The sequence below is a fragment of the Bradyrhizobium iriomotense genome (genome assembly GCF_018130765.1).
Taxonomy (GTDB): domain Bacteria; phylum Pseudomonadota; class Alphaproteobacteria; order Rhizobiales; family Xanthobacteraceae; genus Bradyrhizobium; species Bradyrhizobium iriomotense_A.
The window spans coordinates 96,724-116,723 of record NZ_JAFCJZ010000028.1; the positions used below are offsets into that span (position 1 = coordinate 96,724).

20 protein-coding genes are annotated in these 20,000 nt (G+C 62.9%); 9 read left to right on the forward strand and 11 right to left on the reverse strand.

Annotated features, from left to right (window positions below; all coding sequences use genetic code 11):
• The first annotated feature begins 36 nt into the window (after nt 1–36).
• From rocD to JQ635_RS34290, 4 genes are all read left to right on the forward strand, one after another.
• Nucleotides 37–1,251 carry an ornithine--oxo-acid transaminase gene (gene rocD, locus JQ635_RS34275; protein WP_211414186.1) on the forward strand — a complete coding sequence of 405 codons (1,215 nt, stop codon included), beginning with the start codon at nt 37–39 and terminating at the stop codon, nt 1,249–1,251.
• A gap of 499 nt (nt 1,252–1,750) precedes the next feature.
• Nucleotides 1,751–3,232 carry a Spy/CpxP family protein refolding chaperone gene (locus JQ635_RS34280; protein ID WP_246583940.1) on the forward strand — a complete coding sequence of 494 codons (1,482 nt, stop codon included), beginning with the start codon at nt 1,751–1,753 and terminating at the stop codon, nt 3,230–3,232.
• Nucleotides 3,233–3,535: 303 nt separating this feature from the next.
• The gene (locus tag JQ635_RS34285; RefSeq protein ID WP_211414187.1) at nt 3,536–4,099 is read left to right on the forward strand and encodes a hemerythrin domain-containing protein; all 564 of its coding nucleotides are present in this window, start codon (nt 3,536–3,538) and stop codon (nt 4,097–4,099) included.
• A gap of 142 nt (nt 4,100–4,241) precedes the next feature.
• On the forward strand, nt 4,242–4,463 hold the full coding sequence (locus tag JQ635_RS34290; protein WP_211414188.1) for a hypothetical protein: 222 nt from the start codon (nt 4,242–4,244) through the stop codon (nt 4,461–4,463).
• A gap of 67 nt (nt 4,464–4,530) precedes the next feature.
• Here JQ635_RS34290 and JQ635_RS34295 read toward each other — a convergent pair whose 3' ends face one another.
• Nucleotides 4,531–5,361, reverse strand: a complete 831-nt coding sequence (locus JQ635_RS34295; RefSeq protein ID WP_211414189.1) for a nucleoside phosphorylase — start codon at nt 5,359–5,361, stop codon at nt 4,531–4,533.
• A gap of 21 nt (nt 5,362–5,382) precedes the next feature.
• Nucleotides 5,383–6,051, reverse strand: coding sequence for an ArsR/SmtB family transcription factor (locus JQ635_RS34300; RefSeq protein ID WP_211414190.1), 669 nt, complete (start codon nt 6,049–6,051; stop codon nt 5,383–5,385).
• A gap of 75 nt (nt 6,052–6,126) precedes the next feature.
• On the opposite strand from JQ635_RS34300, the gene JQ635_RS34305 reads away from it, so the two are divergent.
• Genes JQ635_RS34305 through JQ635_RS34315 form a run of 3 tightly spaced genes read left to right on the forward strand, consistent with a single transcriptional unit; the run spans nt 6,127 to nt 8,552 of the window.
• Nucleotides 6,127–6,867, forward strand: a complete 741-nt coding sequence (locus JQ635_RS34305; RefSeq protein ID WP_211414191.1) for an MBL fold metallo-hydrolase — start codon at nt 6,127–6,129, stop codon at nt 6,865–6,867.
• A gap of 4 nt (nt 6,868–6,871) precedes the next feature.
• A complete protein-coding gene (locus JQ635_RS34310) occupies nt 6,872–8,164 on the forward strand; it encodes an MFS transporter (RefSeq protein WP_211414192.1) in 1,293 nt (430 codons plus the stop codon).
• A gap of 31 nt (nt 8,165–8,195) precedes the next feature.
• Nucleotides 8,196–8,552: an SHOCT domain-containing protein gene (locus JQ635_RS34315; RefSeq protein WP_246583942.1), complete on the forward strand. Its 357-nt coding sequence runs from the start codon at nt 8,196–8,198 to the stop codon at nt 8,550–8,552.
• 271 nt (nt 8,553–8,823) lie between these two features.
• Here JQ635_RS34315 and JQ635_RS34320 read toward each other — a convergent pair whose 3' ends face one another.
• Nucleotides 8,824–9,024 (reverse strand): hypothetical protein, encoded by a 201-nt coding sequence (locus JQ635_RS34320; RefSeq protein ID WP_211401755.1) that lies wholly within the window; start codon nt 9,022–9,024, stop codon nt 8,824–8,826.
• Nucleotides 9,017–9,355: a hypothetical protein gene (locus tag JQ635_RS34325; protein WP_211414193.1), complete on the reverse strand. Its 339-nt coding sequence runs from the start codon at nt 9,353–9,355 to the stop codon at nt 9,017–9,019. The genes JQ635_RS34320 and JQ635_RS34325 overlap by 8 nt, the downstream gene beginning before the upstream one ends.
• A 360-nt stretch (nt 9,356–9,715) precedes the next feature.
• Between JQ635_RS34325 and JQ635_RS34330 the strand changes: the two genes are divergently transcribed.
• Both JQ635_RS34330 and JQ635_RS34335 read left to right on the forward strand, forming a co-directional pair.
• Nucleotides 9,716–10,471, forward strand: coding sequence for a hypothetical protein (locus JQ635_RS34330; RefSeq protein WP_211414194.1), 756 nt, complete (start codon nt 9,716–9,718; stop codon nt 10,469–10,471).
• 254 nt (nt 10,472–10,725) lie between these two features.
• The gene (locus JQ635_RS34335; protein WP_211414195.1) at nt 10,726–12,111 is read left to right on the forward strand and encodes an FAD-binding oxidoreductase; all 1,386 of its coding nucleotides are present in this window, start codon (nt 10,726–10,728) and stop codon (nt 12,109–12,111) included.
• A 259-nt stretch (nt 12,112–12,370) separates the two neighbouring features.
• On the opposite strand, the gene JQ635_RS34340 is transcribed toward JQ635_RS34335, so the two are convergent.
• Genes JQ635_RS34340 through JQ635_RS34370 form a run of 7 tightly spaced genes read right to left on the reverse strand, consistent with a single transcriptional unit; the run spans nt 12,371 to nt 19,694 of the window.
• On the reverse strand, nt 12,371–13,234 hold the full coding sequence (locus JQ635_RS34340) for a sugar phosphate isomerase/epimerase family protein (RefSeq protein WP_211414196.1): 864 nt from the start codon (nt 13,232–13,234) through the stop codon (nt 12,371–12,373).
• Entirely contained in the window at nt 13,234–14,424 is a 1,191-nt protein-coding gene (locus JQ635_RS34345) for a dihydrodipicolinate synthase family protein (protein ID WP_211414197.1), read from the reverse strand. Before JQ635_RS34345 ends, JQ635_RS34340 begins: the two co-directional genes overlap by 1 nt.
• Nucleotides 14,425–14,434: 10 nt before the next feature.
• Nucleotides 14,435–15,586, reverse strand: coding sequence for a Gfo/Idh/MocA family protein (locus JQ635_RS34350; RefSeq protein ID WP_211414198.1), 1,152 nt, complete (start codon nt 15,584–15,586; stop codon nt 14,435–14,437).
• On the reverse strand, nt 15,583–16,989 hold the full coding sequence (locus JQ635_RS34355; protein WP_211414199.1) for a hypothetical protein: 1,407 nt from the start codon (nt 16,987–16,989) through the stop codon (nt 15,583–15,585). Before JQ635_RS34355 ends, JQ635_RS34350 begins: the two co-directional genes overlap by 4 nt.
• Before the next feature lie 4 nt (nt 16,990–16,993).
• The gene (locus JQ635_RS34360) at nt 16,994–17,839 is read right to left on the reverse strand and encodes an ABC transporter ATP-binding protein (protein WP_211414200.1); all 846 of its coding nucleotides are present in this window, start codon (nt 17,837–17,839) and stop codon (nt 16,994–16,996) included.
• The gene (locus tag JQ635_RS34365) at nt 17,836–18,828 is read right to left on the reverse strand and encodes an ABC transporter substrate-binding protein (protein ID WP_211414201.1); all 993 of its coding nucleotides are present in this window, start codon (nt 18,826–18,828) and stop codon (nt 17,836–17,838) included. The genes JQ635_RS34360 and JQ635_RS34365 overlap by 4 nt, the downstream gene beginning before the upstream one ends.
• Nucleotides 18,829–18,884: 56 nt before the next feature.
• Nucleotides 18,885–19,694 carry an ABC transporter permease gene (locus JQ635_RS34370; RefSeq protein ID WP_211414202.1) on the reverse strand — a complete coding sequence of 270 codons (810 nt, stop codon included), beginning with the start codon at nt 19,692–19,694 and terminating at the stop codon, nt 18,885–18,887.
• Between the last annotated feature and the right edge of the window lie 306 nt (nt 19,695–20,000).

A 20,000-nucleotide genomic window follows, 5' to 3' on the forward strand; every position in this document is an offset into this window, starting at 1 on the left:
TTGACGCCCCCGCGCCCAGCAATGGAGTGACCACAGATGAGCTCGTCGGTCATTGATTTCATCGCAACGGAAGCACGGTTTGGGGCCCATAATTACGCGCCGATCGGGGTCGTCCTGTCGCGCGGCGAAGGTGTCTGGGTCTGGGATACCGACGGCAACCGTTATCTCGATTGCCTCTCGGCCTATTCGGCGGTCAGCCAGGGCCACTGCCACCCCAAGATCCTGGCGGCGATGGTCGAACAGGCGCACAGATTGACGCTCACCTCGAGGGCCTTCCACAACGACCAGCTCGCTCTGTTCTACGAGGAGATCGCCGCGCTCACCGGTTCCCACAAGGTGCTGCCGATGAACAGCGGCGCCGAGGCGGTCGAAAGCGCGATCAAGTCGGTCCGCAAATGGGGCTACGAGGTGAAGGGCGTGCCGGACGGCCAAGCCGAGATCATCGTCTGCGCCAACAATTTCCACGGACGCACGCTGGGCATCGTCGGCTTTTCAACCGACCCCGAGACACACGGGCACTTCGGGCCGTTCGCACCGGGCTTCAAGATCATCCCGTTCGGCGACGCCGCGGCGCTGGAGGAGGCCATCACCCCAAACACGGTCGCCTTCCTGGTCGAGCCGATCCAGGGCGAAGCCGGTGTCATCATTCCTCCAGCCGGCTATTTCACAGAGGTCCGGGAGCTCTGCACCGCCAACAATTTGATGCTGGTGCTCGACGAGATCCAGACCGGGCTCGGCCGCACCGGCAAGCTGCTCGCCGAACAGCACGAGGGTATCGAGGCGGACGTGACGCTGCTCGGCAAGGCCCTGTCCGGCGGCTTCTATCCGGTGTCGGCCGTGCTCTCGAACAACGACGTGCTCGGGACTTTGCGACCCGGGCAGCATGGTTCGACCTTCGGCGGCAACCCGCTTGCCTGCGCGGTGGCGCGCGCGGCGATGCGCGTGCTGGTCGAGGAAGGCATGATCGAGAACGCGGCCAGGCAGGGCGCGCGCTTTCTGGAAGGCCTGAAAGACATCCGCGCCAATACGATCCGCGAGGTGCGCGGGCGCGGCCTGATGCTGGCGGTCGAGCTGCATCCCGAGGCCGGCCGCGCCCGCCGCTACTGCGAGGCGCTTCAGGGCAAGGGCATCCTCGCCAAGGATACCCACGAGCAAACGATCCGCATCGCTCCGCCGCTGGTGATCACAAGCGACCAGGTCGACTGGGCGCTGGAGCGGCTCGCCACCACCCTGACGCAGGACTTCTCTTGAGACTGCCTGCGTCGGAAGATCGCAATGCCGGTCGTGGCCAACAACGAACGATTCCGCCAGCTGTGCGTTGAAAGTCGTGGGCGATTACGAGCTGGGAGCGACAATCATGCTTCCGCGTGGCGTTTGCCTGACGGCTGTTTTAGTTGGTGCCTCGATGCTGGCGGCGAGCGTCGGTGCGTTCGCCCAAGGACCCGGCCAGGGACATGGAAGAGGCGGGCCACCGGGGCCTGCCGCAGCGCCGGCACCACGGCCAGCAGCACCACCGGCCATGGCCCGTCCGGCGGCGCCGCCACCCATGGCACGTCCCGCCGCGCCGGCTTTCCATCCCCCGGCCATGCCGCAGCGACCGGCCATGGCGCCGCATCCTGCGCCGCATATTGCCGCACCGCCACCGCGCCCGGCCCCACATTTCGCTGCACCGCCACCGCGGGCGGCCCCGCACGTGGCGGCGCCGCGGCCTGAATTCCATCGCGCGCCGGCAGCACCGCAACGCCCGGCCATGGCACCCAGGCCGACGCCGCACATCGCCGCTCCCTCGGTCGCCCCCTCGCGGCCCAGCGGACCGCCGGCCGCAAGCGAGCGGCTGTCGCGGCGGGATCAGATCGAACAGCGCGCGCAGCAGCACCAGCAGCAAATCCAGCAGCGCCAGGAGATGGTGCAGCAGCGCCAGCGCGAGATGCTGTCGCGCCAGACGACGGAACGCCAGACCCGCATCGATCGCCTGCAGCAGCGCGTGCAGCAACTCCAATCGCAGAAACCGGAGGGCGCGCGGGCGCTGCGCGAGCAGCAACGGACGCTCCAGACGCAGAACCGCTTGCTCGAGCGTGAGCAGCGCGCTCAGCAGAGCGACCTGGCGCGCCAGCAGCGGCTTGGACTACAAGCTCCGGCCGCGCGGGCGACAGCGACTGCAGCCGCTGCCGCAGCCGCCGCGCAGGCCGCCCAGCGCGGGCGGTTTGCCGAGCGCTTCCGCGAGCAGGCCCCTGCGCAAGCCCAGGCGGCGCTCACCACCCGCCAGAGCGGCTGGGCTCCCCGGCAGGCCTGGCGTCACCGCCATCCCGCGGTGTTCGTGGCCTGGCTTGGGCCGGTGTTCTGGCCTTATGCCTATTCCGACATTTTCGACTACACATTCTGGTCCTATGCCTACGAGCCCGGCTATTGGGCGTACGCGTATGACGACTTCGTCGACACCGTGTTCTGGGGCGGCGACAGCCCCTATTCCGCCTATGCCAGCATCAACCCGTACGACTACCCGCAAGCTGGCGGCGGCCGCGTTCGCCAGCGCGCCAGCGTGAGCCCGCAGACGCTCCAGCAATTGTGCGGCACACCGGACAAGGGGGTGACCGCCTGGCCGCTTGCCGACATCGCGCGGGCCGTGCGGCCGACACCGGAGCAACGCGCACTGCTCGACGAGCTGAAGACCGCGGCGGCCAACGCTGCCGGTGTGTTCAAGGACTCCTGCGCGGAGACCTATGCACTGACCCCGCCTGGCCGCCTGCGCGCGATGATGAACCGCATCAACGCGACGCTGGAAGCCGTCAAGATCGTGCGGCCGGCACTAGAGAATTTCTACAACTCGCTCAGTGACGAGCAGCAGGCGAGCTTCAACGCGCTCGGTCCCAATGTCGGCGAGCGCTCGCCGCAGCAGCAAGCCAGTGCCGAGGGCTGTGGCGATCCGAAGTCCGGCCTGACCCAGCTGCCGATCCAAAGGATCGAGGCAGTGCTCCACCCCGCAGGCAGGCAGAAGGAGGCGCTCGACCGCCTCAGCGAAGCGACAGCCAAGGGCGTTGAGGGCCTGCAGGCGGCTTGCCCGAACGATGTACCGCTGACGCCGGTCGGACGGCTGGAGGCGATGCAGCACCGGCTCGAGGCCATGCTGACGGCCGCCAGGCTGGTAGAGCCTGCCCTGGACGAGTTCTATGCCACGCTGAGCAGCGAGCAGAAGGCGCGCTTCAACACGCTGCAGCAGGTCGCTGGCCAATGAGCGCAGCGCGTTCTCTCGTTGCAATTTGCGCAGCGGTCGAACGAAGCGAGGTGACTAGGGCGTGTACTCATTAAGCGGCTGGCCGACTGGTGTCGGGTTAACTCCCAACAGCGACCCAAGAGCGGACATTAGCGGACATTCAAAACCAGACCTCCCGTTCGTGACGCGCCAGTAGCAAAATACGCGATTAGAATAGGAGGATGGCGCACCATGCGCCCGGGACTTGATTTAGCGCAAGAAGCTGAGGCGACTTCGGGCTAAGCTTTCAAAGCTTCTCAATCGGTCACTTTGTGGATCACAGCAATGATCATTGAGCGCTTAAGCCAAGAGCACCGCAATATCGAGAAACTGCTCGCCATCCTTGAGCGGGAGCTTCAGGTTTTCGACTTGGGCGACCGCCCCGATTATGAGGTTATTGGCGCGGTCATTAGCTATTTCGAACTTTACCCCGAGGTTTACCACCACCCTCAGGAAGACCTGGTCTTCGCCAAGTTAAAAATTCGCGATCCCGGTGCGGCTGCGAAGATCGGTGATCTCGCTCGCGAACACCAGAAAGGGGCCGAACTTTTGCGCCGTGTCGCTCGTGAGATTGACAATGTTCTTGCGGGCCGCGAACTCCTTCGGCAAGACGTGCATGCCATCGTTCACGATTTCATCGAGCACGAGCGACGCCACATCACGATGGAAGATCGCGATTTCTTTCCCGCTGCCGTGAAGGCTCTCGAGCCTCAAGATTGGACGGAGATCGCTTCGGCTATGTCCAATCCTGAGGATCCGCTGTTTAGCGAGGCAGCCGAAGAGACGTTCGACGCGCTACGGGTACGCATCTCGCAGTTGGAACAAGAAGCCGAAGCCGAACGGCACTAGTCAAGCTCATCCGCATTGTGCTGATCGGATTCAATGTCCGAAAGCCAAAACGTCGCTCCAATCGCCGCTTGGTCATTTCCGGTGCGCCAGACGGGCCGCCCCCGCAACCATGAGCGTAGGGTTGGGATAGCAGGAGAAGACAATGATGACTGACGATCAAGTCAATCTCGTCGTTCGGCACCTTTGCGAGCAATTGCATTTGGCGCTCCGATTGAAGGAGAGCGAGGCCCATCCACCAAACGCCAAGGATATTGGATTTGATCCTGCCTCTGTAAGAACTGTATTGCTGACTGGATTGCGTTCGGCGGGTGTCACGATCAACCACGAGGCAGTCGCGGCGGGCGAAGAGCCGCCGTGGTCCTAAACGCAGAATGCGAGACATTCCAACGCCCGTGAGGCAAGTGAAGTTTCGGCCGAGTTGCCTTCCTGATTCAGCTTGCTGAAGTCGCCGACCAGCCGCGAGCCGCAGCGGCGACGACCGCGAGCGTCGCCTTCGCGCCGTCGGCCTCGCCCTTCTCGAAGTCGCCTTCCGTCTGCGCCATCGCATTCGTGACGTGCGCGAAGCAGACGACGGGACGGCCGCTCGCCGCGCTGAAGGCATAGAGAGCAGCGGCTTCCATCTCGACGGCGAACGTCCCCAGATCGCGCGCACGCGCGATCGACGCTTCGGTTTCGCGGTAGGGCGCATCGGTCGTCCACGTCGCCCCCCGATGCAGCGTGATGCCCGGCAGAGCCCGCCCGGCCTGCTCGACTCGCGCGAGAAGCGGTACGTCAGGTGCTTCGGCAAACGTGGAGCCAGGTAAATAGTGATAGCTCGTCCCTTCGTCGCGCAGGGCGCGGTCGATCAGGACGAAGTATGGCGTGGGTCCGATTGGAGTGATTTGTCCGGCGGACGTCACGCTGACGAGCAGCCGGCAGCCGGACGCGAAGAGCTGCTCGGCGACCAGGACGGCGAACGGAGCGCCGACGGCGCAGCCGACGATGCCGACCTCGCCGATGCCGTCGAGATCGAAGGCAAGAAGCTCGGTGTGATAGCAGGCCCAACCTTCATGGATACGGCCGGCGCCGGTCCGCTTGAGGTGACGGACGACATCACCGTCCGGATCGAGCACGCAGATTTCGGGGACAGCGAAGAGCGGCAACTGCCTCTGCCGACGCGCCTCCCTCAACAGGGCTTCGGGCCGAAACACCGAGGGCGCGTTGTGGTCCTTCAGGCCAACAATCGGCCACGCGGCTCCTGCGCGGTGAGGCTTGTCATCCATGATGCGCCAGATCCGCTTGTCTCAAGTGACGGATTCGACCGGCAGGCCGGCGGCTTTCCATTCGGGGTAGCCGTCCTCGAGCCGGCGGACGCGATAGCCTCGCGTCCGGAGCGCTGCGACCGCTTCGAAAGAAAGAACGCAGTAAGGGCCACGGCAGTAGGCGATCACCTCGCGGCTTTTAGGAAGTTCGCTAAGGCGTCGTTCCAGTTCGGCAAGCGGAATGTTGAGCGCGCCCGGCAGATGGCCAAGAGCGAACTCGTCTTCGGGCCGGACATCAAGCACCGTAACCAGATCATCGTGCAATCTCGCGACCAGATCATCTCGCGAGACCGGTTCGAGCGCGTCGCGGGCGTGGAAGTAGTCGGTCACGACGCGGCCGATCTCTGCGATGTTCCGCTCGCCGACGCGACCCAGCGCCTTGGTCAGCGCGACCACTTCGGCATCGCCGGCCAAGCGATAGAGAACGTGTTTACCCCGACGCGCCGTCTCGACGAGTCGCGCGCGCCTGAGGATCTGCAGATGGCGGGACGTATTGGCGAACGTCAGATGAGCACGGGCCGATAGCTCCTCGACGCTGCGCACGCCCTGGGCGAGGTGCTCCAACAGTTCGAGCCGATGCGCATGGCCCAACGCCTGCGCCACCTCGGCGAGATTTTCATAGATCGCGTGTTTCGGTCCGGCACTTGACACGGCGGCTCCTGAATATATCATTCAGCAGATTGATTGAATGTAAATCTAGCTGCTCTCAGAGAGGAGTGCAAGCCCATGATCCTGCGCCAATTCTTGCATAGCGATCCCGTCGGCATCTCCTACCTCTTCGGCTGCGGCGGCAAGGCAACCGGCGCGGTCGTAGATCCTGTCGGCGATATCCAGCCCTATCTGCAAGCCGCCGACAATGCCGGCATGCGAATTCACTTCGTCATCGATACGCATGTTCATGCCGACCATCTCTCGGCGGGCCGGGCTCTCGCCGAGGCGGCAGGGGCACCCTACGTGCTCTCGTCGGCCACGAGCGTGTCGTTTCCGTTTAAAGGTGTGAGCGACGGCGAAGTCCTTCCGCTCGGCAACGTCACAGCGACCATTCTCCACACGCCAGGCCACACGCCCGAGCACATCTGCATTCTTGTGACGGATCGGACGCGCGCCGACGAACCCTGGTTCGTCCTGACCGGCCACACCCTGATGGTCGGGGATCTCGGCCGTACCGAACTCGCTGTCAGCGCCGAAGAAGGCGCAAAACAACTGTTTCGCAGCGTGTGCAAGCTGAAGGGCCTGCCGGACTATGTCGAGGTACTACCCGGCGCCTATGCAGGATCGGTCTGCGGTCGCCGGCTGAGCGGGAAACCATGGTCGACCATCGGCTTCGAGAAGCGGCACAATCAAGCGTTCGCGATCGAGGACGAAGCCGAGTTTGTTCGGTTCATGGTCGCCGAGATTCCGCCGGCGCCGCCGGAAGCCGCGAAGATCAGGGCCGCCAATTCAGGCGTCACGGCCGCCGCGGCCTGATGCCATGAGCGACGCGGTAGCTGCCCCGGGAGGCCCGCCTTCGGTCAAGTTAGGGCTGACGGAAAACTGGCCACAGTTCGCTCTCCTCGTCCTCATCAACGCCTTCGTGGGCGGGATGGTCGGAATCGAACGAACCGTCGTGCCGCTAATCGGTGCCGAGGAGTTCAAGATCGGCTCCACAACTCTTGTCGTCTCCTTCATCGTCAGCTTCGGCGTCGTGAAGGCGTGCGCCAACCTGATCTCAGGCCAGCTCGCCGACGCCTGGGGACGCAAGTCCGTTCTGATCCTCGGATGGCTCGTCGGTCTTCCGGTGCCTTTCATGATCATCTGGGCGCCAAGCTGGGAATGGGTGGTTGCCGCCAATGCCCTTCTCGGGATCAACCAGGGCCTTGCCTGGTCGATGACCGTGATCATGAAGATCGATCTCGTCGGACCGAAATCGCGCGGCTTGGCGGTAGGCCTGAACGAGTTCGCCGGCTATCTCGCGGTCGGCGTGACGGCCTATCTCACCGGATATCTTGCGTCGGAGTACGGGCTGCGGCCGGCGCCGATCTACCTCGGTGTGGCCTATGCGATCTTCGGCGCCGCGCTCTCGATCCTGCTGGTGCGCGACACGCGCGAGCACGTCCGGCTGGAGACTGCGGCGCATGCGCGTCAGGCGTCTCCGATCAACTTCCGGGAGATCTTCGTCCTCACGTCGTTCGGGGATCGGAATCTGTTCGCCGCGTCGCAAGCGGGGCTGGTGAACAACCTCAACGACGGCATGAGCTGGGGCATTTTCCCGCTGTTTTTCGCCTCCTTCGGTCTGGCCGTCGATCGGATCGGCATATTGAAGGCCGTCTATCCGGCGACGTGGGGCATCCTCCAGGTCGCCACGGGTCCTCTGTCCGACCGCTGGGGCCGCAAGGGCCTGATCGTAGCCGGTATGTGGGTCCAGGCCGCGGGTTTGCTACTGACTGGGGCGACCGGTCATTTCGAGTGGTGGCTCGTCGGCAGCCTCCTGCTCGGACTTGGCACCGCCATGGTGTATCCGAGCTTGATCGCCGCCGTATCCGATGCCTCGCATCCAAGCTGGCGCGCACGCTCGCTCAGCGTCTACCGCTTCTGGCGCGATCTCGGCTACGCGATCGGGGCGCTATCGGCCGGCATCATCGCGGATCGATTCGGACTTTCGGCGGCCATAATCTCGATCGCCGTCCTGACGTTCATTTCCGGCGCCGTCGTAGCGGTGTCGATGCGAGAACGCGCCCCGGATTCGATTGACCTCCCGCAAAAAGAGAGCCGGCCGGCGGAGTAGAGTCGGGTCTCTTCAACGATGGAGCAAGCCGATGCAGAAAGTCTTGGTCCAAGTGATCGCAGCTCTTTCGCTCATTCCGGAAGCAGCATGGGCGCAGGCGCCGTCGAATACCGAACGCTACGACGGTTGGGGTCCGCACATGATGGGTTGGGGCGGAGGAGGATACGCCATGATCTTCGGCCCGCTGTTCATGATCCTGTTTCTCGCGGTCCTCGTTGCCCTCGCGGTTGTCCTGGCGCGCTGGCTGGGCGGCCCGTGGCCGGGGACATACCCACCGCACCAGTCTCCGCCCGCTCGGACACCGCTCGATATTCTCAAGGAGCGCTTTGCGCGCGGCGAGATCGACAAGGCGGAGTTCGAGGACCGGCGACGCGTTCTCGGCGAATAACTCGGCGCGTCTCCTCAATCTCCCTTCGTTGGAAAAGCCAAAGCCCGTGCACGTTCTGCTGATCCTGAACGACCCGCCTTACGGTACCGAGCGGACCTACGATTGCCTACGCCTCGCCCGTGCCTGCACGATCGGACCATGGCTCGGCGCGAATGGGTCCAGGCCTTAGTCGTCCTGCTTCAAGGCTCGACGAGACCATGCATGTCCCTGCCGCGCACTCTCCGTGCGAGTGCAGCGGCACGTCACGCAAGCGACAGCCTCGTTTCCGACCTCAAGCGGAAATCGTCTTCGGCTCAACATCATTCGTGCTTGTGATCGCGTTGCATTGTTGGAAGTGAGAAGACAACGCAAGTTCGGCCAGATGATCCCAGTATTCTGCTTCTGCGAGCAGCTTCCACTTGTTCATGCTGTTGTACGCGGCCTGTTGGCGGCACAGTGAGCTCATCGCACGCAAGCGTCGCACCTTATCCACTGCGGACCTCCCTTCGCGCTTGCTTGTTCTGCAAGCGCATTTGTGTTGTCACAGCTTCGCAGATCGAATTGACGAGTGATAGCCCGGTGTTTGACGGTGAATCGATGATAGCGCAATCGTCTGACTTTTCCTCGATGTGTCGAGAGATCGAGCGCTCAAGAGTGCCTTCTTTTTCGCCGAAATAAAGCGCGCTGAGGCCTTCGGCAAAGCTCGCCAGCCCGGTCACGCCGATCACAGCAATGGCCCCGACGATTGCACGTCGGGGCCATTCAAGATCAACAGGCAATGGGTACATCCGCCCTACCTGCTGATCGTTGATGCCACTGATCACCACATCCGATCTGGCACAGACTGTGGCGAGGCTCCGGCATCGGGATAAAGACATTCTGCCTGAAAGCTGATGGCAGTCCACCTCATCATTGGTGGTACTCCTAGCTCGCTGACCCGCACCAGCTGGCCGCTTCGTAAGACGTGCACCCACGCTGACCTATCTTGCGTTCGTCATCCGGCGTCATCGTCGCTGAACTTTTTCGGGATTTCCGGGACAAAACCCTATAAGCTTGCGAGAACGACGGCTTTTCTGCCGTGAACCGGCCCGACCATTGTACCGGCCCGACCATTGTACCGGCCCGACCATTGTGAAGTGAGAGTTTAATTTTTTGGCGCTGCATGAGCGCAGAAGAGGTCCGTTATGGACCGAACATCTGGCAAGAGAGTCAATTGCGATACCATACAGTGTCATTCGCCAGGATGGCGCCGCTGTGGAATTCACATTGTTGCGCTGCTCTGTACCGCTTGCACTCTCCTATTTGTGAGCGAAGCCAGCGCTCAATGCAGGGCTCGAGATGTCCTGCAGAACCAGCTCAGGCTCAAGAAAGCTCCGTCAGCCGACAGGCCGCAAATCCCGATCAAATCCGCCGTCGAAGTCCCGGTGTGGAAGACGATCACAATCGGGACGTTTGCAAATTTCTTTGCCCTCGGTAACGCATTGGATGCGGTAGGTTGCGGTATCGGAAACTCGGCTGGCGAAATTCTCGCACGGCCGACCTTTACCCTTCGCGGCGCGAAAACGAACGTAGAGCTTTTTGCGGTGTCGGCAGCCGAACTCGGCTTTCAGACCGATACTGCGTCGCTGGCGGACATTTATGCGCGCGCCAAACAGCTGGGTTTCGGACTTGCGGCGGCAGAAGTCGGGCCACAGCTGAGACTTCAATATTTTGACCAGCCGATCGGTGAGTTTCTCATCATCGGAATGGAGCCAATCAGAACGTGGAAGGGTGCCCCTGTCATCTTGAATGTAGCCAATGGCGGAGCGGGGCTAATTCTCATCGGCCAGGATGGCAGCCCCGACGCACAGATCTCCGTGGTATCCCGTTTTGTATTTGTGCGGACCAATGAAGCTGCACCTGCCGCGGAACAGGAGGCCGTAGCACTTATCGATCGCTGAATTTCCAAGTGTGCGCAGCGGCACAGCCAGGACTTCGCGTCGGTATAGCCGCACGGGGCGGCAGTAAAGTGGCATGGCCCCTTGAGCGGGCACGCGGCTTGTCGTTCGGTTGCCGGACGCATACGCGTTGTCGATTTGCGATGGCTATCGGGCCGCGCTTGATCTACGTTTTCAAAACGGGCGGAGAACGCTCGAGGAGCCCTGCGAGCAACCTCCGACCCAATGACCGATCATGGGTGGGATAGGAGGACATCATGCAGAGCATGGCCACCGAAACCTTCATCGGCAATATGCGCGGCCCGGTTATCAGGCGAATGGATGCCGACTATGACGCCGTACGGAGCCTCTACAACGGAATGATCGATAAGAGTCCGATGATGATTGCGCGATGCACCGACGTCGCTGACGTCGTCGCCGCGGTCAATTTTGCAAGGGACAATGATGTCCAGGTCGCGATCCGCGGAGGCGGCCACAATGGGCCGGGCCTTAGTAGTGTCGAAGACGGACTGATGATCGACATGTCGATGATGAAAGGCGTGCGGGTCGATCCCGGCGCTCGTACCGTCCGCGCCGGTCCCGGCTGCACGCAAGGCGATGTTGACCACGCCACGCATATCTACGGGCTTGCCGTGCCGGCCGGCATTGTCTCGACCACAGGGATCGCCGGCCTTACGCTCGGCGGCGGCACCGGATACCTCACCCGCAAGCACGGCCTCACCATCGACAATCTCCTTGAGGCAGATGTCGTGCTCGCCGATGGACGCATCGTCACCGCCAACAAGTCGGAGAACGCAGACCTTTACTGGGGCCTGCGCGGGGGCGGCGGCAATTTCGGCATCGTCACGAGCTTCCTGTTCCAGGCTCATCCTGTGAAGATGGTCTATGCCGGTCCGATCTTCTGGGATCTCGAAGATGCCCGGACCGTGATGCAGAAGTACAGGGATTTCCTCCGCAGCGCTCCCGAGGAGCTCGGGGCCTTTGTCGGCTTGAAGACCGTTCCGCCGATGGACCCCTTCCCGCCGGATCATCAGGGCAAACGTGCCTGCGCCATCATTGCCTGCTACAATGGTCCGACAGAAGACGGCAAGGCGGTCATAGCGGGGTTGCTCGGTGAGCTGCCCCCGCCGCTCTTCAACTGGATGGGCGAAATGCCCTATCCGGCGCTCCAGTCCATGTTCGATCCATTCTTCCCGAAAGGCTTGCAGTGGTACTGGCGCGGCGATTTCGTGAAAGAACTGACCGACGAAGCAATTGACGCCCATATCGAGCAAGCCCGGAAAGCACCGAGCGCGCTGTCGCTCATGCATCTCTATCCGATCGATGGCGCCGTCCATCGCGTCGGCAAGAGCGACACCGCCTGGAACACGCGCGACGCGACCTGGTCGATGGTCATCGCCGGCATCGATCCCAATCCGCAAAAAGCAGGCGAAATCACGCGCTGGACCAAGGGCTATTGGGAGGCCGTGCATCCTTACTCGGCCGACGGCGGCTATGTGAATTTCATGATGGAGGATGGAGACGACAGCAGACTTAGGGCCACCTACGGCGACAATTACGACCGCCTCGTCGCCTTGAAGGCCAAGTACGATCCGACGAACTTCTTCCACATGAACCAGAACATCAGACCGCTGCACTCGTAGAGGATCACATCTGCTGCACGGTTCGGTCGCGTCCAAAGTGCTTGTCGGAGCGTTCTCTCGATTCGGGGAACGAGGGAACGCGCTCGCTATCCCTGTCAATCGTGGCGCTTCGCGCATGTCGGCCTCCGGTCATTCGCGGCCGGGTCGAGCTGGCAGGAAATTCGACCAACGTCCGTTCTGACGCTGAGAGCGAGCAGAAGGCTGCCCTTCAACACGCTGCAACAGGTCGCAAGACCATGAGGTGCCGCGCTCGTGTTAACTAAACCACCGTTCTATGCCGTTCGATGCAGGTGCGAAGCACCTCGTCCATGGGCTTGCCCCACCACTCGTTCGAGAAGATTTCGATCTCCGAATAGCCGGCGAAGCCCTGCGCTTCGACCGCCTGACGCACCGATTTGATGTCGATGACCCCGTCGCCCATCATGCCGCGGTCATTGAGGATGTCTTTTGTCGGCACCAGCCAGTCGCAGACGTGGAAGGCGAGCAGGCGATCCTTGCCGGCGCGTGCGATCTGGCCCATCAGCTCCGGATCCCACCAGATGTGATAGACGTCGAGGGCGACGCCGAGCATGCCGGTACGATCAGGATCGAGCCGGTCGCAGATATCCAGCGCCTGCTTTGTCGTGTTCACGCAGGCGCGGTCGGCGGCATAGGCCGGATGCAAGGGCTCGATGGCCAGCGGCAGGTTTGCCTGCCTCGCGTAGTCGAGCATGTCGGCGAGCGCTTCCTCGACCTGCCCGCGCGCGGCCAGAATGTCCTTCGATGCCTCGCTGCCGGGCCGCGAATATTGCGGCAGGCCGCCGACGACGAGCACGATGCACGGCGCGCCCAGCGCCTTGGCTTCATCCACGCAGCGCCGGTTGTCGTCACGCACCTCGCCGCGACGCGAGGCATCCGAGGTGAACATCCCGCCGCGGCAATAGCCTGAGAGATCGAGCCCGGCCTCGCGCACCGCGCGCGCGGCGCGATCGAGGCCGACGGCCGCGACCTGGTCGCGCCAGGGATCGATGGCGCGGATGCCGTGCCTGGCACAGGCCTCGATGATCTCGACGAGATCACCCTGCTTGCGGACGGTCGCCGTGTTCAGCGACAGCCAGCGGTGGTCGGACGAGAAATCACGCATCAGGATTCGATACCGTGGGTGGCGAGCACGGTCTTCATCCGCCGCGTCGCGAGTTCGGGGTTGGCCAGCAGGCCGGCCTTGTCAGCCAGACGGAACAACTCGGCCAGATGCAATGTGGAGCGCGTGCTCTCCTGACCGCCGACCATGGTGAAATGATCCTGGTGCCCGTTGAGATAGGCCATGAACACCACGCCGGTCTTGTAGAAGCGCGTTGGCGCCTTGAAGATGTGACGCGACAACGGCACGGTCGGGCCCAGCACGTCGTGGAAGCCAGCCTCGTCGCCGGCAGCTAACCGCGACAGCGCGTAGGACGCCGCCGGCGCAATGGCATCGAAGATGCCGAGCAGCGCGTGCGAGAAACCCTGCTCGTCGCCGGCAATCAGTTCGGCATAGTTGAAGTCGTCGCCGGTGTACATCTTGATGCGCTTGTCGAGGCGGCGGCGCATGTCGATCTCGCGCTGCTTGTCGAGCAGCGACACCTTGACGCCGTCGACCTTGGCGGCGTTGCCGTTGATGATGGCCACCGCCGTATCCATCGCCTTGTCGAGGTCCTTGGTGCCCCAATAGCCCGTCAGCGCCGGATCGAACATGTCGCCGAGCCAGTGGATGATCACGGGCTCACGGACCTGCGACAGCACGCGGTCATAGACCTTGGCGTAGTCGTCGGCGTTGCGGCCGAGCTTTGCCAGCGCGCGCGACGCCATCAGGATGATGCGGCCGCCGACTTTCTCGACCGCCGAGATCTGCTCCTCATAGGCGCGGATCACGTCATCGAGGCTCTTGGCATCCTCGACCGCAAGGTGATCGGTACCCGCCCCAGAGAACACCAGCGCGTTGCGCCGCTTGGCGGCGCCGACCGAGCGCGTGATCAGCTCCAGCGAAGTCGGCCAGTCCAGCCCCATGCCGCGCTGCGCGGTGTCCATGGCTTCGGCAACGCCGAGGCCGAGGTCCCAGACATGCTCGCGGAAGGCAATGGTCTTGTCCCAGTCGACGGCGACCGAAAGCCAGGGGTCGTTGTCCGCCAAGGGATCGGCAACCGTGTGCACGGCCGAGAAGGCGATGCGGTTCAGCGGTCCCTCGAGCTTTGCGGGGAACGTGCGCGAGGCCGCGAGCCGATAGGTCTCGATCGAGCGATCGGCTTTGGGCAGCTTGAGCGACAATGACGACATGGGTTGGACGGGCTTGTTCATCGCCCCCTCCTCAGACCTTGATCGGGGCGACGTCGATCCAGCGCCGCTCCTTCCAGCTCTTCAGCGCGCATTCGGCGAGCTGCACGCCCTTGGCACCTTCGAGCAGCGTGAACTTGTAAGGAGCATCCTCGTAGACGTGGCGGATGAACATCTCCCATTGCTCCTTAAAGCCGTTGTCGTAGCTGACATTGTCCGGCAGCTTCTGCCAGTCGCCGTAGAAATCATGCAGCCGCTTCTCGTCGGGATTCCACACCGGACGGGGTGTCGCCTGCCGCGCCTGGATCATGCAGTCGGTGAGGCCCGCGACCGCCGAGCCGAGCGTGCCGTCGACCTGGAAGGTGACGAGGTCGTCGCGATAGACGCGCGTGACCCAGGACATGTTGATGTGCGCGATGATGCCGCCCTCGAGCTGGAAGGTCGCGTAGGCGGAATCGTCCGCCGTCGCCTTGTACTTCTTGCCCTGCTCGTCGAACCGCTCGGGGATGTCGGTGTTGCCGATGCAGACCACGCTCTGGACATTGCCGAAAAGGTTGTCGAGCACGTAGCGCCAGTGGCAGACCATGTCGAGGATGATGCCGCCGCCGTCCTCGTCGCGATAATTCCACGACGGCCGCTGCGCTTCCTGCCAGCCGCCCTCGAACACCCAATAGCCGAACTCGCCGCGCACCGAGAGGATGCGGCCGAAGAAGCCGGAGTCGCGCAGGAAGGCGATCTTCTTCAGGCCCGGCAGGAACAGCTTGTCCTGCACCGTGCCGTGCTTGACGCCCTTGGCATTGGCGAGCCTCACGACCTCGACGGCTTCCTCGAAATTCGTCGCGATCGGCTTCTCGCAATAGACGTGCTTACCGGCATTGATGGCCTGGGTCAGCAGACCGGGGCGCGCCTGCGTGGTCGCGGCGTCGAAGAACATGGTGTCGTTCTTGTCGGCCAGTGCCGCATCGAGATCGGTGGTCCAGCGCGTGATGTTGTAGCGCTTGGCGAGCGCCTCGACCTTCTCGGCGCTGCGGCCGACCAGGATCGGATCGGGCATCACGCGGTCGCCGTTCTTCAGGCGGACGCCGCCCTGCTCGCGGATCGCGACGATCGAGCGGATCAGATGCTGGTTGAGCCCCATGCGGCCGGTGACGCCGTTCATGATGAGGCCGAGGCGTTGGGTAGTCATGCCAATTGCTCCTGAAGTGAATTTGGCTGTTCGAGCGGACGGAGCGCCGACCAGTCCGGATGGACCGACGTCGCAAAGCCCGTTGCATGAAGCGATCCCGTCAGGAGATCGCCGTTGTGAATCTTGAGGCGAATGCCCTGCCCGGCATCGGCATAGAGATCGGGGTGTGCGGCGGCGAAGGCCGCAGCCTCCGTGGCCGGCGTGTCGCCAAAGCCGTCGACATAGTGATGGCCGTTGCGCTCGGCATGTTCGAGGCAGAGCAGCGCGCCGAGCGCCAGATCCTGTTGCAGGGCGAGACCGGGCTGGCAGGTCAGGTCTTCGCCTGTGACGAAACACTCGGCTCCATCTTCATCCAGTTTCGCGATGCGGGTGAAGTTCACGATCGACTTGTAGATGCCCTTGCAGGATTTCGAGGAGATGCCGCCGTAACCGAGCTTATGGGCGGTCGGCCAGGCGTCATAGGAATCATCCGCCTCGTCGATGATGAAATGACGACGACGCAGGGTGTCACCGAGTGGTGTTTGACGCGTGACGTCGCGCGGCATCGGCTGCTCGATATAGATTAGCTTGCGAAAGATCGACTTGAGCGCGTCGTCGCGCTCCAGCCGGTCGACCAGTGCACCAAGGGCCGCCAGGTCCGCATACTGCTCATTGCCATCAAGCGTAACCTTGTAGTCATAAGGCAGCGTCGCCAGCTCACTGCCTATACGGATCAGCCGGGCGGCGTCGGCATCGGGATCACCGCCGAGCTTCAGCTTGAAATAGCGGGCGCCGGTATTTTCCTTAGGATCTGCCACGCCGCCATCTCCCTCGATCTTGTCGTCGAGGCCGACAGTGTGGCGGATCGCAATGCGTTCCGATCGATACTGATTGGCGAGCACGAGAAATCGCGTGATATCGCCGTCACTCAAGTCTGGAGACAACCGCGCATCGATGCCCGCGACGTTGCCGGCCATGCCGTCAAAGAAGTTGGTCTCCACGCCGCGCAGCAGCGCATCGAGGATCGCCTTGTCGATCTCTGCGGGGCCGTAAGCCGCCGCAAGCGCAGGAATATTCTTCTTCGCACAGGTCGCGACCTGCGCACCGATGCATGAAGCATGCAGATCGAATGCCGTCTGGAATCCGGTCCGCGCCAGATAAAGCCCGCGCGCGATCTCCAGCGATCGTCGCAGTCCGTCGACCGTCTGCGCCGGCGACAGCTCCGGCCGCTTGTCGAACCACTTTGGCACCAGCAGCTCGGCGCTGGCTCCGACCGCGCTTCCCCTGCCCTCGACCTCGATCTCGACCCGCACGAACAGTTGCGGCGTCGCGTTGATCGTGATCGCGCCGAAGCGGAACGGCCGCGCGAACTGCACGGGGCGTTCGAAAAAGGCGATGTCTCGCAGCTTCAGGCGCGGCGCCATGGTTTTAGTCCAACGAACCTTGCGAGAAGAAATGCTTGCGGATGCGTTGCACGAGCTCGGTGAAGACCGGATCGGCCATCACGTCGAGCGAGCGCGGACGCGGCAGCGGCACGTCGTAGATCGCGGCGACCGCGCCGGGCCGCTCGGTCATGACCAGGACACGGTCGGCGAGGAACACCGCTTCCGGAATCGAGTGCGTGATCAGCAGCACCGTCTTCTTCGTCTCGCGCTGGATCCGCATCAGCTCGACATTCATGCGCTCGCGCGTCAGCGCATCGAGCGCACCGAACGGCTCGTCCATCAGCATGATCTTGGGATCGTGCACCAGCGCGCGGCAGATCGAAGCACGCTGCTGCATGCCGCCGGAAAGCTGCCAGGGCAGCTTTTTCTCGAAGCCTTCGAGCCCGACCAACCTCAAGAGCGACTTGGCGCGATCGAGATATTGTTGCCGCGGCAGCCGCTTCATGTCGATCGGCAGCATGACGTTGTTAAGGATGTTGCGCCAGGGCAGCAGCAGCGCGTTCTGGAACACGATGCCGACATTGCCATGCGGCGTCGTCACCTTCTCGCCCTCGACCAGGATCTCGCCCGATGTCGGCGGCAAGAGGCCCGAGATCAGCTTGAGCAGCGTGGACTTGCCGCAGCCGCTTGGGCCGACCACGACGAAGAACTCGCCGTCATTGATATGGAAATCGAGCGGCCGCAGCGACGGCACATCGCCGTCACGCGTCCGGTAGGTTTTTGACACGCCAGACAGCTTGATGCCCGACGCATCGCCGGCCCGGTCGCTCACCAGTCTCAGATGCGCGGCCGGCTGCACGGTTTCGCTCACGATTGTCGCTGCTTTCACGACCCACTCTTCGGCAGATAGTCGTTGGTGTAGAAGGCCTTCGGGTTCTCCTTGGCCTTGGCATCGAGCCCGCCATATTCGACCAGCAGGTTGACGGTCTCGGTCATGTTCTGGTCGGTGACCTGGAACGGCCGCTTGGCCTTGGTCTCAGCGGTCCGGTAGAGCGGAATGGTCAGCTCAAAGCCCTGCGTCAGCGTGTCGATCTTGCCGCCCTTGGGGTTGGCATCGAGGATCGCCTGCGCGGCGGCCTTGGGCTCCTTCTCGGCGGCCTCGACCGCCTTGGTCGTCGCCGACATGAAGCGGCGGACGAGATCGGCATTGGCCTTCACGTAGTCGGCGTTGGAGATAATGCCCGAGGAAACCATGTTGATGCCGTAGTCGGCGAACTTGATCGGATACACGTCCTTGCCAGTGGCGTCCTTGATCTTCATGGACTGGTCCATGACGTAGCCGAGCAAGAGGTCAGCCTGGCCGTTGATGACCGCGTTGAGCTTGGTCTGGCCGTCGCCGGCAACCGTCTGGAAGTCGCTCTCCTTGAGGCCGGTCTTCTTCAGGAACAGCGGCCAGATCTGGGTCATGGAATCAGCCGGCGTGATCGCCACCGTCTTGCCCTTGATGTCTTCCGGCTTCTTGATGTTCTTGTCGACGAAGCCCATGGCGGACATCGGTGAGGTCTGCAGCAGCACGCCGGTCGCAACCACCGGCGCGCCCTTGATCGCGGCGCGCATCATGGTGGGCACGTCGACATAGCCGAAATCGGCGGTCTTGGCGGCGACGGCCTGCGTGGTCGCGGCCGAGCCGCGGCCTTCCTGGATCTCGAGGTCGATGCCTTCGGCGGCATAGATACCCTTTGCCTTGCCGTAATAGAACGGCGCGTGCTCGCCATAGACATACCAGTTCAACATCAGCACGACCTTGTCGGCCGCCTGCGCCGGCATGGCCGCAAACACCAGCAGCGCCACGGATGCAGCCCCAATCCACTTCCTCATCGTCACTCTCCCTGTCGTTGTTGCGTCGGCCGTTGGTGGCCGATCGATGCTTGAGTTTAAGAGGCGAAAATCACGTCTTCGCGCTGGCTGACGTGCCAGGGAATGACCAGCTTCTCGATGCGGTCGACGATCCAGAACAGGACCACGCCGAGCAGCGCCAGGATCACCAGCGCCGCGAACATCGTCGGCAGGTCGAACGTGCCGATCGAGCGCTGCATGACGTAGCCGATGCCGGAATTTGAGCCGACGAACTCGCCGACGACAGCGCCGACCACGGCGAGCGTCACCGAGACCTTGAGGCCTGAGAAGATCGCCGGCAGCGCATGCGGCAGGTTCACCGCGCGAAACACCTGCAGGCGACTGCCCTGCATGGCGCGGGCGAGATCGACCATGTCGGGGTCGACTGACTTGAAACCCTGCACCGCGGAGACGACCACCGGAAAGAAGCCGAGCAGAAACGCCGAAATGACTTTGGGAATGATGCCGAAGCCGAACCAGACCACGAACAGCGGCGCGATCGCGATCTTCGGCACGGACTGCGAAAACACCAGCAGCGGATAGACGTAGCTCTCCACCGTCTTCGAGCCCGCGATCAGCATCGCGACGGGAATGCCGAACAGCGCCGACAGCAGAAAACCGCAGACGGTCGCATAGGTGGTCGGCCAGGACTGCCGCAGCAGCTCCGGCCATTCGGTGCGCAGCACCGCGACGACATCGGCCGGCGACGGGATCTGGTAGGCGGGGATCCTGAACAGCCGGATCGCGAGATCCCAGGCGACAACGATGAAGACCAGGAACAAGAACGGCCGAACCCAGGCCGCATTCAGCAATTTGGAGATCGCATTCTGTGGCTTCGGCTCGGCCAATTTTCACTCCCGGCAGTCTTCTTCGTTGTGAGGAGAAATTAACCCGTTGGATAAATACTGTCCAGAGGTTTCCCTGTGACGTTTTGCGCCGGAGGTTCCCAACAATCGGTGTCGTCCTGGCGAAAGCCAGGACCCATTACCCCAGGGTAGTGTTTGGCGAAGACTGGTCGTTCGGGATTGGCACCACGCACCACCGATAGATCACGCGGTATGGGTCCCGGCGTTCGCCCTAGGGCATGCACATATCTCTGAGGCTCCATCCTGCTGCGACGGCATGGAAGTATTCGAGGCCGTTCTTGAAGGTGA

Coding starts and splice junctions, on each gene's coding strand:
- rocD (WP_211414186.1), top strand. CDS start 37: ATGAGCTCGTCGGTCATTGATTTCATCGCAACGGAAGCACGGTTTGGG.
- JQ635_RS34280 (WP_246583940.1), top strand. CDS start 1,751: ATGGCACCCAGGCCGACGCCGCACATCGCCGCTCCCTCGGTCGCCCCC.
- JQ635_RS34285 (WP_211414187.1), top strand. CDS start 3,536: ATGATCATTGAGCGCTTAAGCCAAGAGCACCGCAATATCGAGAAACTG.
- JQ635_RS34290 (WP_211414188.1), top strand. CDS start 4,242: ATGATGACTGACGATCAAGTCAATCTCGTCGTTCGGCACCTTTGCGAG.
- JQ635_RS34295 (WP_211414189.1), bottom strand. CDS start 5,361: ATGGATGACAAGCCTCACCGCGCAGGAGCCGCGTGGCCGATTGTTGGC.
- JQ635_RS34305 (WP_211414191.1), top strand. CDS start 6,127: ATGATCCTGCGCCAATTCTTGCATAGCGATCCCGTCGGCATCTCCTAC.
- JQ635_RS34310 (WP_211414192.1), top strand. CDS start 6,872: ATGAGCGACGCGGTAGCTGCCCCGGGAGGCCCGCCTTCGGTCAAGTTA.
- JQ635_RS34315 (WP_246583942.1), top strand. CDS start 8,196: ATGCAGAAAGTCTTGGTCCAAGTGATCGCAGCTCTTTCGCTCATTCCG.
- JQ635_RS34330 (WP_211414194.1), top strand. CDS start 9,716: ATGGACCGAACATCTGGCAAGAGAGTCAATTGCGATACCATACAGTGT.
- JQ635_RS34335 (WP_211414195.1), top strand. CDS start 10,726: ATGCAGAGCATGGCCACCGAAACCTTCATCGGCAATATGCGCGGCCCG.
- JQ635_RS34340 (WP_211414196.1), bottom strand. CDS start 13,234: ATGCGTGATTTCTCGTCCGACCACCGCTGGCTGTCGCTGAACACGGCG.
- JQ635_RS34345 (WP_211414197.1), bottom strand. CDS start 14,424: ATGAACAAGCCCGTCCAACCCATGTCGTCATTGTCGCTCAAGCTGCCC.
- JQ635_RS34350 (WP_211414198.1), bottom strand. CDS start 15,586: ATGACTACCCAACGCCTCGGCCTCATCATGAACGGCGTCACCGGCCGC.
- JQ635_RS34355 (WP_211414199.1), bottom strand. CDS start 16,989: ATGGCGCCGCGCCTGAAGCTGCGAGACATCGCCTTTTTCGAACGCCCC.
- JQ635_RS34365 (WP_211414201.1), bottom strand. CDS start 18,828: ATGAGGAAGTGGATTGGGGCTGCATCCGTGGCGCTGCTGGTGTTTGCG.